General features: G+C 70.7%; 24 protein-coding genes. 22 read left to right on the plus strand and 2 right to left on the minus strand.

All coding sequences use genetic code 11. The annotated features are described in order from the left end of the window. The first annotated feature begins 12 nt into the window (after nt 1-12). From ACQP1N_RS18565 to ACQP1N_RS18605, 9 genes are all read left to right on the plus strand, one after another. Nucleotides 13-279, plus strand: a complete 267-nt coding sequence (locus ACQP1N_RS18565; protein ID WP_433225544.1) for a hypothetical protein — start codon at nt 13-15, stop codon at nt 277-279. Nucleotides 280-405: 126 nt separating this feature from the next. Next, on the plus strand, nt 406-951 hold the full coding sequence (locus ACQP1N_RS18570) for a hypothetical protein (protein WP_433225546.1): 546 nt from the start codon (nt 406-408) through the stop codon (nt 949-951). Next, nucleotides 948-1,109, plus strand: a complete 162-nt coding sequence (locus ACQP1N_RS18575) for a hypothetical protein (protein WP_433225548.1) — start codon at nt 948-950, stop codon at nt 1,107-1,109. Before ACQP1N_RS18570 ends, ACQP1N_RS18575 begins: the two co-directional genes overlap by 4 nt. Beyond that, a complete protein-coding gene (locus ACQP1N_RS18580; RefSeq protein ID WP_433225550.1) occupies nt 1,106-1,921 on the plus strand; it encodes a hypothetical protein in 816 nt (271 codons plus the stop codon). The genes ACQP1N_RS18575 and ACQP1N_RS18580 overlap by 4 nt, the downstream gene beginning before the upstream one ends. Then, on the plus strand, nt 1,918-2,094 hold the full coding sequence (locus ACQP1N_RS18585) for a hypothetical protein (RefSeq protein ID WP_433225552.1): 177 nt from the start codon (nt 1,918-1,920) through the stop codon (nt 2,092-2,094). Before ACQP1N_RS18580 ends, ACQP1N_RS18585 begins: the two co-directional genes overlap by 4 nt. After that, entirely contained in the window at nt 2,091-2,462 is a 372-nt protein-coding gene (locus ACQP1N_RS18590; protein ID WP_433225554.1) for a hypothetical protein, read from the plus strand. The genes ACQP1N_RS18585 and ACQP1N_RS18590 overlap by 4 nt, the downstream gene beginning before the upstream one ends. After that, nucleotides 2,459-2,815, plus strand: coding sequence for a hypothetical protein (locus tag ACQP1N_RS18595; RefSeq protein WP_433225556.1), 357 nt, complete (start codon nt 2,459-2,461; stop codon nt 2,813-2,815). The genes ACQP1N_RS18590 and ACQP1N_RS18595 overlap by 4 nt, the downstream gene beginning before the upstream one ends. A gap of 5 nt (nt 2,816-2,820) precedes the next feature. After that, entirely contained in the window at nt 2,821-3,012 is a 192-nt protein-coding gene (locus ACQP1N_RS18600; protein ID WP_433225558.1) for a hypothetical protein, read from the plus strand. 654 nt (nt 3,013-3,666) lie between these two features. Continuing rightward, nucleotides 3,667-3,918, plus strand: coding sequence for a hypothetical protein (locus ACQP1N_RS18605; protein ID WP_433225559.1), 252 nt, complete (start codon nt 3,667-3,669; stop codon nt 3,916-3,918). A gap of 8 nt (nt 3,919-3,926) precedes the next feature. Here ACQP1N_RS18605 and ACQP1N_RS18610 read toward each other — a convergent pair whose 3' ends face one another. Beyond that, the gene (locus ACQP1N_RS18610) at nt 3,927-4,307 is read right to left on the minus strand and encodes a hypothetical protein (protein ID WP_433225561.1); all 381 of its coding nucleotides are present in this window, start codon (nt 4,305-4,307) and stop codon (nt 3,927-3,929) included. A 225-nt stretch (nt 4,308-4,532) separates the two neighbouring features. Here ACQP1N_RS18610 and ACQP1N_RS18615 point away from each other — a divergent pair, with 225 nt between their 5' ends. From ACQP1N_RS18615 to ACQP1N_RS18655, 9 genes are all read left to right on the plus strand, one after another. Then, on the plus strand, nt 4,533-4,847 hold the full coding sequence (locus ACQP1N_RS18615; RefSeq protein ID WP_433225563.1) for a PadR family transcriptional regulator: 315 nt from the start codon (nt 4,533-4,535) through the stop codon (nt 4,845-4,847). Then, nucleotides 4,844-5,581: a hypothetical protein gene (locus tag ACQP1N_RS18620; protein ID WP_433225565.1), complete on the plus strand. Its 738-nt coding sequence runs from the start codon at nt 4,844-4,846 to the stop codon at nt 5,579-5,581. Before ACQP1N_RS18615 ends, ACQP1N_RS18620 begins: the two co-directional genes overlap by 4 nt. A 44-nt stretch (nt 5,582-5,625) precedes the next feature. Beyond that, a complete protein-coding gene (locus tag ACQP1N_RS18625; protein ID WP_433225567.1) occupies nt 5,626-5,865 on the plus strand; it encodes a hypothetical protein in 240 nt (79 codons plus the stop codon). Nucleotides 5,866-5,964: 99 nt separating this feature from the next. Next, a complete protein-coding gene (locus ACQP1N_RS18630) occupies nt 5,965-6,258 on the plus strand; it encodes an HNH endonuclease (RefSeq protein ID WP_433225569.1) in 294 nt (97 codons plus the stop codon). 35 nt (nt 6,259-6,293) lie between these two features. Next, a complete protein-coding gene (locus ACQP1N_RS18635; RefSeq protein ID WP_433225571.1) occupies nt 6,294-6,674 on the plus strand; it encodes a hypothetical protein in 381 nt (126 codons plus the stop codon). Nucleotides 6,675-6,752: 78 nt separating this feature from the next. Next, nucleotides 6,753-7,154 carry a hypothetical protein gene (locus ACQP1N_RS18640; RefSeq protein ID WP_433225573.1) on the plus strand — a complete coding sequence of 134 codons (402 nt, stop codon included), beginning with the start codon at nt 6,753-6,755 and terminating at the stop codon, nt 7,152-7,154. A 48-nt stretch (nt 7,155-7,202) separates the two neighbouring features. Next, on the plus strand, nt 7,203-7,661 hold the full coding sequence (locus ACQP1N_RS18645; RefSeq protein ID WP_433225575.1) for an AAA family ATPase: 459 nt from the start codon (nt 7,203-7,205) through the stop codon (nt 7,659-7,661). A gap of 389 nt (nt 7,662-8,050) precedes the next feature. Further along, nucleotides 8,051-8,314, plus strand: a complete 264-nt coding sequence (locus tag ACQP1N_RS18650; protein WP_433225577.1) for a hypothetical protein — start codon at nt 8,051-8,053, stop codon at nt 8,312-8,314. Continuing rightward, nucleotides 8,311-9,873 (plus strand): hypothetical protein, encoded by a 1,563-nt coding sequence (locus ACQP1N_RS18655; RefSeq protein WP_433225579.1) that lies wholly within the window; start codon nt 8,311-8,313, stop codon nt 9,871-9,873. Before ACQP1N_RS18650 ends, ACQP1N_RS18655 begins: the two co-directional genes overlap by 4 nt. Here the strand turns inward: ACQP1N_RS18655 and ACQP1N_RS18660 are convergent. Then, on the minus strand, nt 9,870-10,490 hold the full coding sequence (locus ACQP1N_RS18660) for a hypothetical protein (protein WP_433225581.1): 621 nt from the start codon (nt 10,488-10,490) through the stop codon (nt 9,870-9,872). The two genes, ACQP1N_RS18655 and ACQP1N_RS18660, sit on opposite strands and share 4 nt — an antisense overlap. A 115-nt stretch (nt 10,491-10,605) precedes the next feature. Between ACQP1N_RS18660 and ACQP1N_RS18665 the strand changes: the two genes are divergently transcribed. The 4 genes from ACQP1N_RS18665 to ACQP1N_RS18680 are packed head-to-tail and all read left to right on the plus strand — an operon-like array spanning nt 10,606 to nt 14,700. Then, nucleotides 10,606-10,839: a hypothetical protein gene (locus tag ACQP1N_RS18665; RefSeq protein WP_433225583.1), complete on the plus strand. Its 234-nt coding sequence runs from the start codon at nt 10,606-10,608 to the stop codon at nt 10,837-10,839. Next, nucleotides 10,839-12,284 (plus strand): phage portal protein, encoded by a 1,446-nt coding sequence (locus ACQP1N_RS18670; RefSeq protein ID WP_433225585.1) that lies wholly within the window; start codon nt 10,839-10,841, stop codon nt 12,282-12,284. Before ACQP1N_RS18665 ends, ACQP1N_RS18670 begins: the two co-directional genes overlap by 1 nt. A 20-nt stretch (nt 12,285-12,304) precedes the next feature. Next, entirely contained in the window at nt 12,305-13,408 is a 1,104-nt protein-coding gene (locus ACQP1N_RS18675) for an HK97 family phage prohead protease (protein WP_433225587.1), read from the plus strand. Nucleotides 13,409-13,416: 8 nt separating this feature from the next. After that, nucleotides 13,417-14,700 (plus strand): phage major capsid protein, encoded by a 1,284-nt coding sequence (locus ACQP1N_RS18680; RefSeq protein WP_433225590.1) that lies wholly within the window; start codon nt 13,417-13,419, stop codon nt 14,698-14,700. Nucleotides 14,701-14,737: the final 37 nt, after the last annotated feature.

Below are 14,737 nucleotides of genomic sequence, written 5' to 3' on the forward strand. Positions count from 1 at the left end.
ACAGGGCCGCCCGTGACCAGCCGACCGCCTGGGGATCCCAAGAAGGACTGGTGGACGATGGACGACATCGCCGCCTACTGGAAGGTCAAGCCGAAGACGATCCGCACCTACCGCACCCGCGACCGCGGCGAGCTGCCGGCGGAGGACGGCAAGTTCGGCGCCACCCCCGTGTGGAAGCCCAAGACCGTCATCGGCTTCAAGCGGCCCAGCGCGCAGACGGGACGTGGCCGGCCCGCCCGCTCCGAGGAGGCTCCCGCCGAAGGAAGGGACGGCGAGTGAGCGGCTGGCTCGACGTCGCGAAGTTCGCTCCCTGACGCTCTTGACCTCCCGCCCCGACCGGGGCCGTGCCGACTCCCACCAACCGCCCCCCGCACCATCGGAGGCGACCGTGAAGGACCACCGTCCTTGACCGCCATCGTCGGCCTGGCGACCGCCGGGGCCGTACACCTGGGTGGCGACTCCGCCGGCGTCGCCGGCTACTCCCTGACCGTCCGCGCCGATGCCAAGGTCTTCGCGACCGGCCCCTACGTCATGGGCTTCACCTCCAGCTTCCGCATGGGGCAGCTGCTGCGCTGGTCCCTGAAACCGCCCGAGCCGGACACCTCCGACCTGGAGCGGTTCATGGCGACGGCGTTCGTGGACGCCGTCCGGGCGACGCTGCGCGACGGCGGGTGGCTCCGCAAGGACCACGATCAGGAGGAGGGCGGGACGTTCCTGGTGGGCGTCCGCGGCCGGCTGTTCTGCGTGCAGGACGACTTCCAGGTGGCCGAGGCCGCCGACGGGTACGCCGCGGTGGGATGCGGTGCGGGCATCGCCCTCGGCGCCCTGTACGCCACGGCGCGGGCGCGCAGGACGCCCCACGCCCGCCTCGGCCTCGCGCTGGAGGCCGCCGAGCGGTTCTCGGCGGGAGTCCGCGGACCGTTCGCCTACGTCACCGGGGAGGCCGCGTGAAGGACCTGACCGCTCGGCTTCGGTGGCGGCGCTCGTACGCGGCCTACGCGCGCGGGATGTACGTGGGGCGGTTCCGCATGTCCCGGCGGGTCGCCCGGCGGCAGCGCAAGGTTGGATGGATCCTCCTCGAAGTCGACCCGATGGGGGGACGTCCGTGACCGCGTGCCCGGGACCGTGCAACTCCCGCCCGGCGCGGATGGCCCTCGACCACAACGAGGCCCTCGACGCCTGGCGTGAAGCCCTGGCCCGCTGGGAGAACGCCCGGCAGCAGGCACTCGACGCCGAGGCCGCCACCGGGACCGACAACGTGACTCGCGCCATGCTGCGACGCCTGGACGAGCTCCGCCCACGGCGCCCGCTCCCGCCCGAGGTCGGCTTCACGACGGGAGATCCGGTGTTCTGCGGTCGCTGCCGGACGGCGATCCGGCGTGCGCTCACCGACCTCGACGACCTCGCCGCCCTGCTGGAGTCATGGTCGGACGGGCACCGCGGCGCGTCGTCCGGGGAGCGGACCTCCTCGCGCCGCACGACCGCCGGGTCACCGTCCCCCATCGCCGACACGCTCGACGAGATGTACCAGATGCTCGCCCGCGTGGAGTCGGACTGGCGCGACGCCCACGAGCACCTCCCGCCCCGCCCGCACCGCGCGGGACCGGAGGCGCGGCCCCGCACGATCGCGTGGCTGCTCGGGCAGCTGGACGCGATCCTCGCCCACCCCGGCAGTGTGCGGTTCGGGAAGGGCGTCCTGGCGTGGCAGCGCCGCCTGCAGGAGGCCGCCAAGTCCGATCCGGTCGTCCGCCGGCGCCCCGCCGTCCCGTGCCCGCGCTGCGACCGCCGCGCCCTCCGCACGCGCGACGACGGCTACACCCAGTGCGGCAAGTGCGGACGCCTCCTCGATGAGGAGGAGTACGACGAGCTCGCCGAGGCCGCCGAGGTCCGGCTGGCCGTAGAGCAGCAGGAGGTATCATGACCGGACCGTTCGGCATCGAGATCATCGAACTGGACTCCATGCCGGAGGGTGAGGCCCTCATCGTCTCGCCACCGCTCCTTCAGCGCGACGATGAAGACCCCCGCCTCTACCGACTGAACCCGCGGCGGATGGCCAAGATCGTTGGCATCGCAGGGGAGGCCGAGGCGTCATGAAGTGCCGCCACTGCAACGTGGACATCGTCGCCGACGCCGAGGGCGACTGGCTGCACCTCCCCACCATGGCGGACCGGCCGTGCGACGATCCGGAGCGGCCGGCCGAGACCGACGAGGCCGTCCTGGCGTGGCTGAGCGAGGTCGCCGAGCGGTGGACGCCCGGCGGTGTGCGCTGGCCGCGTCCGGCACCCGAGGGCGTGCGGGAGCTGTGGCTGGAGTGCCCGCTGTGCTACGCCTGCGACGGCGCCGACCTCAACGTCCCGCACGAGGGCCACCCGTACTCGATCCGGTTCCGCGCCGTCCTTCAGGACGGCACCGCCCTCACCGTCACCCGCGACCTCACCGGCCGCAGTCTGGAGGCATCGTGAGCGAGCCGATCGAGTACGGCGTGAAGCGCCTCGGTGTGGCCCTGCCGGTGTCCCGCGAGCTGCTGATCGAGCACGGCGTGATGGAGCCCACGGACGCCGAGCGCGCCGAGCTGGAGCGGCTGAAGGCGCAAGTCCGGCGACGCGAGCAGGCCCACGCCCGTGCCCAGCTCAACGCCCGCAGGCGACTCGCCGCGATCGCCGATCCGCTCGCCCGCGCCGTCCTCGATCTGCACGCCGAGAACGAACGCGGCGAATGCACGGGGGACGACATGGAGGGCTACGAAGCCGAGTACCCCGCATGGCCGTGCCGGACGGTCAAGGCCGTCGCGGCACACTACGGCATCCCACTGTAGGCGGCGTGAGCAAGCTCAGATTCCCCGAGTGGTTCATCGGCAGCCCGCTCCACGGCCAGGACAGATTGACCGTGCGCCCGACCGTCCGCACAAACGAGATCCGGACGGTCGACTTCAGCGCGGCCGACCTGCTCGACGAGTCGACGACCATAACCGAGTACAGCTACCACCGGACGCGGTTCGCGATCGGCAGGTAGGTGTTGACGCTGTGGATCGTGGACGGGATGGGCGCCCTCAATGCCAGCGAACGCCTCGCCGAAATCCTGCTCGCCCCACACCTGATAGAGGTACCGTGAGCGACCCTTCACTCAGCCGCTCACCGGCACAGTTGCCCCAGGCGCTCACTAAGCCATAGGCATATGGACCCTCACCGGCCGGACTGGGGCCAGATGAGGCTGCCACTCCTTTACGGTCGGCCCCGACGCCAATGAAAGCAGGGCAACAGAGACAGAGGTAACCACCACTTTCGTGACTGGTCTGGCGTCATCAAACTTGCGCCTGCCGATGAGTACGGTCGCGATCAGCAAATACCCAAGTGCCACAAGCATCCGCAGGGGTTCCCCAGGAAGGCCGTCAACACGGTTGCCCCAACGTTCGGCAACCCCCTCCTCCCCGTCTGTGTCAGCACGCCGTGCTACCACATCCATCAGTCGCCTGCTGTGCGCTGTGCACCATGTAAGGGTCTGAGCGACCGCACAGCCAGTCAAGAAGATAATGATCAACTTTTTGGTCATCCGATATCTTTGCCCACCCGGTTCTGTTTGCGAGTACCGCGAGATCCTTTGCTAGCCCGAGGGCCATTCTCTGGGAACCAGCGCGGGTTTGTCTCCCGATCACGCAAACTAGGAGATGTGAGACTCGACCCTGCCGACGAGCTGTCGGAGCTGCTCGATCTGGACGAGGCCGCGCGCGTCGCGGACGTGTCCCGCCGCACCCTCGACCGCTGGGAGCAGGCACGCGTCCTATGCAAGCTCGACTCCCGGCGCCGCACCCTCGTGCGCTGCCAGGAAGAGCTACTGTCGGACATCCCCCGCCTCGTGCACTTCGCGCAGGTGACCCTCCGGGACATGGCGCGGCCCTACCTGGATCAGGAGACGCCGTAACGGCTCTCCTATTCGGCGGGCTTCCCACCCCGGCCCCGCAGCGGCCACGGGCGGCCCAGCACCGTGACCGCCCGTTCCATGCCCGTCTCCCGTTGGTACCCGACCCACAACCCGCCGACCGCGAGACCCGTGCCCCCAAGCAGCAGCACCACCGCCGGATACCGCACCACCCGCCGCAGCGAATCGCACCCCTCTGAAGCCGCGGTCAGCGACCCTCCCGGCAGGCCGAGACCACGTTGATCCCGCTCCATCGCATGCCGGAAATCCGAGACCTCGGCCTCGGAGGTCCCTCTGACCGCCGACCCACACCCCACGCCGTGACTCCGCAGCGGCGCGCACCCGACCGCAATCCCGCCGGCAAACATTGCCAGCCCGACGATCAGCAGCATCCGTCTCATAGCGGGAAGTGTGACAGGCCGCCCGGTGCGCATAGGCGGGCTGGCCGATAACGGGCATTCGGGAGCGGGTCGCCGCACCCATGCGGGCCTACGACCTGCGACAAGTCACCATCCTCCACCAGCGGGCAAGAGCTCCCCGCCGATCCCGCCCCCACCTCGGCCAAGAGCGGCCGTGAGGGCGTGCAATCCTTAACGTACATAGGTACAGTTACACCTATGGGTATCGAGCGGATCACCCGGTCGCTGCTCGTAGTCCTCGGGGTGCTCATCGGCGCCCACAAGGAGGACGTCGAGCTGCACGGCTGGGCGATCATCAAAAAGACGGGCCTTAGAGGCCCCACCGTGTACCGCGTCCTGGACCGCCTCGAAGACGCCGAGTGGCTGACCTCCCGATGGGAGGACGACCCCGAACCCGGCCGCCCCCGCCGCCGCCTCTACCGGCTCACCCCGCACGGCTGCGCCGCCGGCACCGCCCTCCTGAGCCAGCGGCGCAGCCAGCACTTCATCCTCGGGTGGCAGGGCGCCCAGTGAACTGGACCGCCCTCATCGTCCCCGTGGTGATCGGGCTCGCGATCAACGAGTACGCCGACTTCGCGCCATGGATCGCACGCAAGATCGTCAGGCGCGCCGCCCGCCGGATGTACGCCGGCAAAGCCGAACGTGCGGAGATCCGCGCCGAGGAGTGGGCCGCCGTCATCAACGAGCGTCCCGGCAAGCTGTTCAAGCTGGGGACGGCATTGGGATACTGCCTGGCCGCCCAACTGGCGACCGTTCGCCGAAGCCGCTATGCCGGGGCGATTAAGCGACTGGCCATCCGGCACCTGATCGTCTTCCCGATCCTCGCCCCTCAGACGCTCCAGGAGATCTTGGCCGGACGAATCGGCAAAATAAAAGCTCATATCGTAACTCTGGCGATCCTCGGCATTCCTGCCGTGATCAGCTTCTATCTCGCGTTTAGGCTGCATTCCAACCGCGAGCCGCTTACCTTGACCACGCTCGTCGCCCTTACGCTGGCCACCCTCCCCGTGAGCGTTGCACTTGCCATGACCTCCATCCGGCTGTACGTCCGCGGCGCGATCACCGTCGCCTTGATCGTCCTCGTACGCGGGGGCAGGGAAGAACGACGAAAGGCACTCCTCGGCGCACGGATACGCTCAGTGCGGCGCATGCTGAAACTGCCGCCGTATGAAGCGGGCGTGACGCCTCGAATAGCTCGGCTTACCGTCCATCTCGATCAGTCCGAGCACCGCGGCCCGGACAGTTGAACAAGGTGATCGTCTCACGCCTCCAGATCACACACACTGGAGGCGTGAGACTCGACCCGGACGACGAGCTGTCGGAGCTCGTGCCGCTCGACGATGCCCCCGCCCTCGCATGCGTGTCCCGCCGCACCCTGAACCGCTGGATTGCCGCCAAGCGCCTGACCGTGATCGAGGTCCGCGGCTACACCGGCCGGTACGTCCGCGAGGACGAACTGCTCGACGTCGAACACGAGCGACGCAAGGCGCGCAGGCAGGGACGCCCCGGCGCCCGCGTCAACGCCGCTTGACACCTTGACCTAGCGTGTCCCAAACTGATCTCAGCGTGGTGATCTGTCGATAGGGCCTGGCCGTCCGGCCGGGCCTTTCGCATGTGCGGGGAGGTGCCCATGCCCGCCCGCACCGCCGGCCGCAAGGGGCGCCCCTGGCGCCGCGCCCGCGCCCAGGCCCTCGCCGAGGGCGCCGGAATCTGCTGGATCTGCGGGCACGGCGACGCCCGCTACGCCGACCACAAGATCCCCCTCGCGCAGTGGATCGCGATGGGCGGCGACCCGAACGACCCGGCCAACCTCGCGCCCGCGCACGGGGCGAACAACCGGTGCGCCAGGTGCGGCCAGTGCTGCAACGAGCGCAAGGGCGACCGCCCCTACCGGCCACTTGCGGCCGGATCGCGGGACTGGTAGCCCCCGCCGGGCACTCCGCGTCCTACCCTCGCGGTATGGACTCGCAGGAGTACCAGAGGGGACTGGCGGCGCTCATCGCGTCCGCGATCGACTACGCGGACGCCCCGGACGCCGCCACCCGTCCGCAGCCCGACGTCGCCGCCCGGATCGACGCCCTGATGCCGCCGCCGACGATCCAGCGGACCTACAGCCTCGGCGACCCGCCCACCCTGGACGGTGTCCAGGCCCTCCTGGGCGAGTTCGCCCGCGACGCCGCCCTGGCGCACCGCGCCGAGATGTACGCCGCCGTATCGGCCGCCTGCAACGTCGGGATGCGCCTCCTCACCGAGGTCGCGGCCCTCACGGGCGAGACCCGCGCGCAGGTGCTGGCCAGAGTCGCCCTCGACGGCTCCCCCGCCCACGGGCGCGCCTCGTAGACGCCCCGGCGTTTCCGCAGGTCGCCGTGATGCCACCTGCGGAAACGCGGCACCCCGACCGGACCCGAGGAGGCCGCGATGCCCGAGGTGTGGGTGCATGACTACGACCGCACGCTGCGCGACCGTCTCGCCTCCCTGGTGGTGAGCATGCGCCGCATCCACGCCCACCGGGACGCCGGCCGACTCACGAAGCTGCGCTGGTACCTGTGGGAGCTGTACGGGTGGGCGCTCCACCAGTGGCAGTCGCGGCCATGGTGCCTGCGGTACCCGTTCGCCAAGCTCTACAGCCTGCCCCTTCGCGCCCTCCGCGTGCGTCCATGGCGCCCAGGTGACGGAGTGGCCCGCCTCGTCCTCACCGAGCCGTGGTCGGCGTGGGCGAGTTGGAGCGGACGCCTCATGTGCCGCCGGTTCGGCCGCCACAACGACACATGCCGGGGGAACCGTGCCTGCCCACCCTCGTGGGAGAACGGCAAGCCGTAGTTCCCCGCGTTAGGCGTGCTCCCCTCCAGGCCCTCGGAGAAGACGACCATGGCCCTGTACGTGGTGACCGGCCCCCCGGCCTCGGGCAAGTCCACCTACGTGGCCGCCCATGCCGCCCCCGGCGCCGTGGTGATCGACTGGGACGCGCTCGCCGCCGCGCTCACGGCGGGGGGCGGTGACACCCACCGCCATCCCCGGCCCGTGCAGCAGGTGGCCCATCGAGCGAGGCGGGCCGCGATCAAGGAGGGGCTCCGCCAATCGAGGGGGCATGAGGTGTGGGTGGTGCACTCGGCCCCCTCCCCCCAGGCCCTGGCGGAGTACCGTGCCCACTCGGCCAAGCTGATCACCGTCGACCCAGGCCGGGACGTGGTGCTGGCACGGTGCGACCAGCTCCGCCCACCCGCCTCCCGTGACGCCGCCCTGCGCTGGTACGCCCACCTCCCTGCCATCCCCACCACACAGCGTGACGCCACGCAGAGCAACGATCATGGCTCGCGCGACTGGTGACCCACAGCGATGTCACTCCCCGTGCCCACTCTCCCGTGATCACCGTCGCGTTCACGCATCGCGCACGCGCCACGCATGGTCACCGACATCGCCACACTCCGCGACCGATCAGCATGACGGGGCCCTGACCTGCGCAAACAGCCCGGTCTCGGTCGAGAGGGCGGGGGGCACCCCCTGAACGGGTGATCAGGCCCTGCGGGAGACCCGCCGCCAGGTCTCCCTTTTCTCTCTCCGGCCGAGATCATCGGGGCGTCACTCTCCGTGTTCATCAACAGAGAGTAACGATCTTGGATCGGTGATCTTCGCCCCCGTGATCGCCATCACCCTGCGTGACGTGACTCGGTGTAGCGGCGGGCGGCGGCCGGCCGATCGTGATCGAGGGAGGTCGCATGGGTGAGCTGGAGACCGCCCTGCGCGCCGACCTGAAGCGGTGGGGCCCGGAGGTCGAGGGCAGCGCGCTGGCCGCCGCCGCGCTCGACGCCGCCCGCCGCCTCGACGCCCCTGGCGTGAGCGCCGCCTCGGCGAGCCTGATGCACGGCCAGTACCGCCAGTACCTCGCTGACCTGCGAGAACTCGCCCCCTCGGGTGAGGAGGCGGACGAGATCGACGAGCTGACCGAGCGTCGCCGCAACCGCCGGGCCGCCGGGCAGTGACCGCCACCCTGGACGCCCCCGCCGCCGGGGTCGTCGAGCCCCGCATCTGCACGGTGCCCGAGTTCGCGACCTCGGCGGGCCAGGAGTGCATCGACCTGGCGGCCAAGGCCGGGCTGAAGCTGGACCCCTGGCAGCAGTGGGTGCTGCACAGGGCGCTCGGCGAGCGGGAGGACGGCAGCTGGTCGGCGTTCGAGGTCGGCATGATCGTCCCGCGGCAGAATGGCAAGTCCGCGATCTTCGAGGCGAGAGTCCTCGCGGGGCTGTTCCTCTTCGACGAGGAACTGATCATCTACTCGGCGCATGAGTTCAAGACGTCGCAGGAGATCTTCCGGCGGATCCTGGCGCTGATGAACCGGCGGCCCGCGTTCCGCAAGCGGATCAAGGCCGTGAGCCGCTCCAAGGGCGACGAGGGCATCGAGCTGTGGCCCACCGAGGCGTGCCCGAACGGGCAGCGCCTGCGGTTCGTCGCCCGCTCCGGCGGGTCCGGCCGAGGGTTCTCCGGGGACTGCGTGTTCTGGGACGAGTCGCAGCACCTGGGCGACGCACCCGTGGACGCGCTCATGCCGACGATGCTGGCCCGCGACAACCCCCAGCTCTGGTACGGCGGGTCGGCGCCGGACAAGGACATCGCCCCGTGCGAGCAGATCACCAGGGTCCGGAACCGGGCGATCGCGGGCGGCGACGAGGCCGCTGACCTGGCCTTCTTCGAGTGGTCGGTGGAGCTGCACACCGCCGACTGCGAGACCGGGTGCGCCGACCACGACGACCGCGACAACCCCGCCACGTGGGCGAAGACCAATCCGGGCCTCGGCGTCCGCGTGTCGCTGGAGATGATCCAGCGGCTGCACGACTCCATGAGCGTGAAGGGGTTCGACCGGGAGATCCTTTCCGTGGGGAACTACCCGGCGGTCGGCGGCGGCTGGCAGGTCATCCCCCAGCCCGCCTTCGAGGCCGTCGAGGATGCCGAGTCCCGCGCGCTCGACCCGATCGCGTTCGCGATCGAGGTCGCCCCGGACCGGCAGTCCGCCTCGATCGCGGCGGTCGGGCTCCGCGAGGACGGTCTCCTGCACGGCGAGATCGTCGCCTACGAGCCGGGCACGGCGTGGATCGCCCCGTGGATCACCGCGCGGGTCCGCAAGTGGCGGCCGCTCGCCGTGGCGATCGCCCCGGCCGGCCCGACCGGCAGCCTGGAGCCGGACCTGGACGACGCGCTCGCCGAGGCCCAGGAGGACCTGGACGAGGACGACCGGATCGAGCTGACGCTAGTCAAGGGGCGCGACACGGGCGCGGCGTGCGGGGGCCTGTACGACGCGATCGTCCGCCCCCGCAACGCGCCCGAGGGCTGGGAGTCCTCGATCCGGATCCGGCCGCATCCGGCGCTCACGGCCTCCGTGGCGGGCGCCGTGAAGCGCTACATCGGCGACGCGTGGGTGTTCGACCGGCGCGGCACGTCGGTGGACCCGTCCCCGGTGATCGCGCTGACCGTCGGCCGGTGGGCGTTCCTGACCGGCCCGTCCGAAGAGGACAAGCCCGCTCAGCCGTGGGCCATGTACGTCTAGTCGCTGACCGGGTGCTCGGCGACCTGCTCAAGCAGATGCGCGAGCTGGTCCAGCGCCCTGCGGGTGAGCCTGTGGACCAGGCGCCGCTCGGCCGCGCTTCCGGTGCTAACGGGCAGTTCCAGGGTGCGTTCGGCGGCTTCGGCAAAAGCCTTCCAGTTCGGGTTTCCCGTTTCTTCGGCCAGCTTGGCGGCCAGCCTGTCGGTCCAGGTGGGCGCACCGAAGGCGAAGGCGGTAGCGAGCAGAGCCAGCCGGAAGTTCACGCCCTCGGTGCCAAGTCCGGTGGGCCGGTCCGGCGATGTCTCCCTCTGGATGTCTGTGACCTGCTGCAATGCCCTGGCCGCGGCCCTGCTGGTCTTGCGGCTGACCGGGGACAGGACCGCCTCCGGTTCGCCGTCCTGCAGAGGTGGCGTGGTGCTCTGCTCTCCCACCTGATCGAGCGCCTCGTGTGCTTCTTGGGCGCCTTCGGCCAGTTCCACGCTGACGCCCATCGCATCGAACGTCTTCGCCCGTTTTAGGGCGTCGCGGATCTGATCGCGGAACACCAGGACGGCGATCACGAAGACGAGCGGCCAGACCGACGCCTTCCAGTACTCCAGGACGAGCTTGGCGATCTCCACCCAGGTCCCCTCGATTCGCGCGCCGGGTCGATGACGCTACTCAGACCGCGGTCCCGGCGGGCCGGTTCCGCTCACTTGTGACCAGTTCGCGGCCCCATGCAGGCGAGGAGGCGATGTGACGACTGCGGTGTTCGCCCGTGCGGGTGCAATGGCCGATCAGGTGCGTGAGGAGGCGCGCCGCCTCGACCCGGTGAAGGCGCTGATGACGGTGCTGCTCGTGCTGCCGTTCCTGTTGGGCTGGGTCGCTGGCGCGGTCGTGCGGGCCGTGTGGGCGGTGCTGGCGACGGTGTGGGCGGCGCTCGCGGTCGGGTTCCGGACGGCGCTCGGCCGCGAGGATGAGCCCGGCTGATGGGCCTGCTCGAACGGGTCCAGGCCGAGCGCCGGACCCCGCGTCCGCGCGCCCGGAAGGGATGGTCGCAGCCACCGTTCTGGGACCTGGACCGGCTGCGCTACCCGATGCTCGGGTCGTCGTCGCTGAACTCCAAGCGCGAGGAGATCGAGAACGACTTCGAGGGCTACGTCCAGGGCATCCTCAAGCGGAGCGGCCCGGCGGCGGCGCTGATGTTCGTGCGGCTGTTCCACTTCTCCGAGGCCCGGTTCACCTTCCAGCGGATCCGCCAGGGCCGCCCCGGCGACCTGTTCGGCACCAAGGCCCTGAGCGTCCTGGAGGCGCCGTGGCCGAACGGCACCACGGGCGACCTGCTCGCCAGAATGTCGTTGGATATCGACCTGGCAGGCAACAGCTACTTCACTCTCGTCAGCGGCCACCTGCGCAGGCTTCGCCCAGACTGGGTGACGATCATCTCCGCATCGGAGTCCGAGCCGGAGCTGTACGGGGCGGCGCTGGACGCCGAGATCATCGGCTACCTGTACTCCCCGCGCGTCAAGGGCGTCGACCTGGTGGCCGGGCGGCCGGCGCCCGGGACGACGCTGCTGCTGCCGTCCCAGGTGGCGCACTTCGCGCCCATCCCGGACCCGCTGTTCAACTGGCGCGGGATGAGCTGGCTGACGCCGGCGCTGCGCGAAATCTCCGCCGACTCGGCCGCCACGGTGCACAAGCTGAAGTTCTTCGAGAACGGCGCCTCTCCGCAGATGGTCGTCACGCTCGACGCGAGCGTGAAGCGGGAGGACTTCGAGCGGTTCAAGGCAGCGATGGACGCCGGGCACGCCGGGGCCGCGAACGCCTATAAGACCTTGTATTTGGGTGGCGGCGCGGACGTCACGGTCGTCGGCAAGGACCTTCAGCAGCTCGATTTCAAGGCGACGCAGGGTGCCGGGGAGTCGAGGCTGGCCGCGCTGGCCGGGGTGCCCGCGACGCTGGTGGGTTTCTCCGAGGGCCTGGCTGGCAGCTCGCTGAACGCCGGCAACTACGCGAGCGCCCGCCGCCGGTTCGCCGACGGGACGATCCGCCCGATGTGGCGGCAGGCCGCCGGGGCGCTCGCCACCCTCGTGGACGTCCCCGCCGACGCGCGGCTGTGGTGGGACGAGCGGGACATCGCGTTCCTGCGCGAGGACCGCAAGGACGCCGCCGAGATCGCGTTCCGCCGGGCCCAGACGATCCGGACCCTGGTGGACTCCGGCTTCAAGCCGGCCTCCGTGGTCGCCGCGGTCGAGGCCGAGGACTACTCGCTCCTGGAGCATTCGGGGCTCTACAGCGTCCAGCTGCAGCCGCCGCAGGACCCCTCCGCGCTTCCGCCCGCCGGGCAGCCGCCCGCGCTTCCCGCCCCCGCCGACGACCCGGGCGGCGACCCAGCCGACCCCGAAGGCGCCGACCCTGACGAGCTCGCGGCCTGACCCGCGCAGAGGAGATGCGAATGGACGTCAAGAGCCTCCGCGTGGAGGTCAAGGACATGGACGAGGCGAAGGGGCAGGTCAAGGCCGTCTTCGCCACGTTCAACAAGATCGACTCGGACCGTGACGTGACCCGGCCGGGCGCGTTCACCGACGGCGCCGAGGTGCCCATCTCCGCCTACGGCCACACCTCATGGCAGGGCGCGCTCCCCGTCGGCCTGGCCACGATCCGCCAGGATGCCAAGAAGGCGACCCTCGAAGGCCAGTTCTTCATGGACACCCAGCACGGCGCCGACGCCTTCCGGACGGTGAAGAACCTCGGCGCCCTCGGGCAGTGGTCCTACGGGTACGACCCGGTCGAATACTCCTTCGGCGAGCACCAGGGCGAGCGCGTGCGGTTCCTGGACTCGGTGAAGGTGCACGAGGTGTCCCCGGTCCTGCTCGGCGCGGGCGTCGGCACCCGCACGCTGTCGGCGAAGTCCGGTGCGCCGGGCGCGCGGCCGGTCGCCGGGCGGCCGGTCGCGCCGCATGAGACGGCCGTGGTCGACCACGCGTGGGACGGCGCGAAGACGGTCGCCGGGATCGCCGGCGACGCGCGGCCGTCGGAGCTGCGCAGCGTCTTCGCCTGGGTGTCCGGCGACGTGGAGGCCAAGTCCTCCTACGCCTACGCCCACCACCACGGCGTGAACGGCCCCGCGAACGTGCGGGCCTGCCTCGCCGGGATCGCCGCGCTGAACGGCCCCAAGGGCGCATCCCTGCAGGACCGGGACCGGCAGGCGATCCACGCGCACCTCGCAGGTCACCTGCGAGACGCCGACCGGGACGTGCCCGAGCTCCGCTCGGACCCCGGCGGCTCGATGAAGTTCGTCGAGGAGGGGCACGCGGTCATGGCCGCCGTCGCCTCCTACCTCGACCGCGCCACGGAAGTCATGGCTCTCCGGCGCACCAAGGGCAAGGGCATGGCCCCCAGTTCCGCCGAGATCCTCGACTGGATCAAGGCCGACCTGGGACGCCTGGACGCCCTGCTCTCTCACCCCGTCGGCGAGGAAGACCCGACCCGCGAGCAGCTCGAAGCCGAGCTCGCGTCGCTGCAGCTGCGGTCGCTCGCCAACCGACACGGCATCTAAGGAGAGCCATGACCGCCGAGGCGGCAGAACGGCTGATCGAGTTCCCCGCGCTGAAGGAGGCGCAGGGGGCGCTCGACGCCAAGCGCAAGGAACTGCACGACATCATGACCGAGGCCGGTCCCGAGTTCGACATGGCCAAGGTCAAGTCGATCTCCGGCGACACGCAGGCCAAGGTCGCGCACATGCGGGCGCTGAACGAGGCGATCGAGGAGCGCAAGTCCAAGGTGGACGAGCTGCTCATCGTCGCGCGGTCGGCGGCGATCGCGCGCGAGCAGGAGGCCGCGAGCGAGAAGGGCGCCGAGAGCGGGACACGCCGGGGCGAGGGCGGCGACGGCACCCGCACCAAGGACGGCCGCCGCCGCTCCTTCGGCGAGATGTTCGTCGGCAGCCAGGCGTGCAAGGGCTACGTCCGCGGCTCCGGCCAGGGCCCGCAGGCGCAGCTCGACGTCGACCTGAAGACGCTGATGACCACCCTCACCGGCTGGGCCCCGGAGACCACGCGGACCGGCCGCGTGGAGGAGTTCCCCACCCGGCCCGCGCCGGACGTCGCCGAGCTGATCCCCCAGACCACGACCAACCAGATCAGCGTCGTGTACATGGAGGAGACGGTCTTCGACAACACGGCGGCCGAGACCGGCGAGGGAGACCAGTACCCCGAGGCGCGCCTGAAGCTGGAGGAGAAGTCCAGCCCGGTCCGCAAGATCCCGGTCTACCTGCCGGTGACGGACGAGCTGTTCGAGGACGAGCCGCGCGCGGAGAGCTACGTCAACAACCGGCTGCCGTTCATGCTGCGCCAGCGGCTGGACTTCCAGATCCTGCGCGGCAACGGCACCGCGCCGAACCTGGTCGGCACGCAGAACGTCCAGGGCATCCTGTCCCAGCCGCTCGGCGGCGACCCGGTGCCCGACGCGCTGTACAAGGCGATGCGCCGGATCCGCGACACCGGCTTCGCCGAGCCCTCGGTGGTGTTCATCACCCCCGCCAAGTGGGAGCCGGTCCGGCTGCTGCGCACGGCGGACGGCATCTACATCTGGGGTCACCCCTCGATGCCGGGCCCGGCGACCATCTGGGGTGTGCCGGTCAAGGAGACCACGGCCGCGCCCGCGACCTCGGCCCTGCTCGGCGACTACGCCAACTTCGCCGAGCTGGCCGTCCGCCGCGGGATCGACGTGCAGGTGTCCAACTCGCACGACGACTTCTTCATCCGCGGCAAGCTCGCCGTCCGCGCCGACCTGCGCGTGGCGCTGATCCACTACCGCCCGTCCGCGTTCGCCGAGGTCACGGGCCTGTAACCGGCACCCGGCCACCACGGCCGAACCCGCCGTGGTG

The sequence above is a fragment of the Actinomadura formosensis genome (assembly GCF_050948385.1).
GTDB classification, from domain to species: domain Bacteria; phylum Actinomycetota; class Actinomycetes; order Streptosporangiales; family Streptosporangiaceae; genus Spirillospora; species Spirillospora formosensis.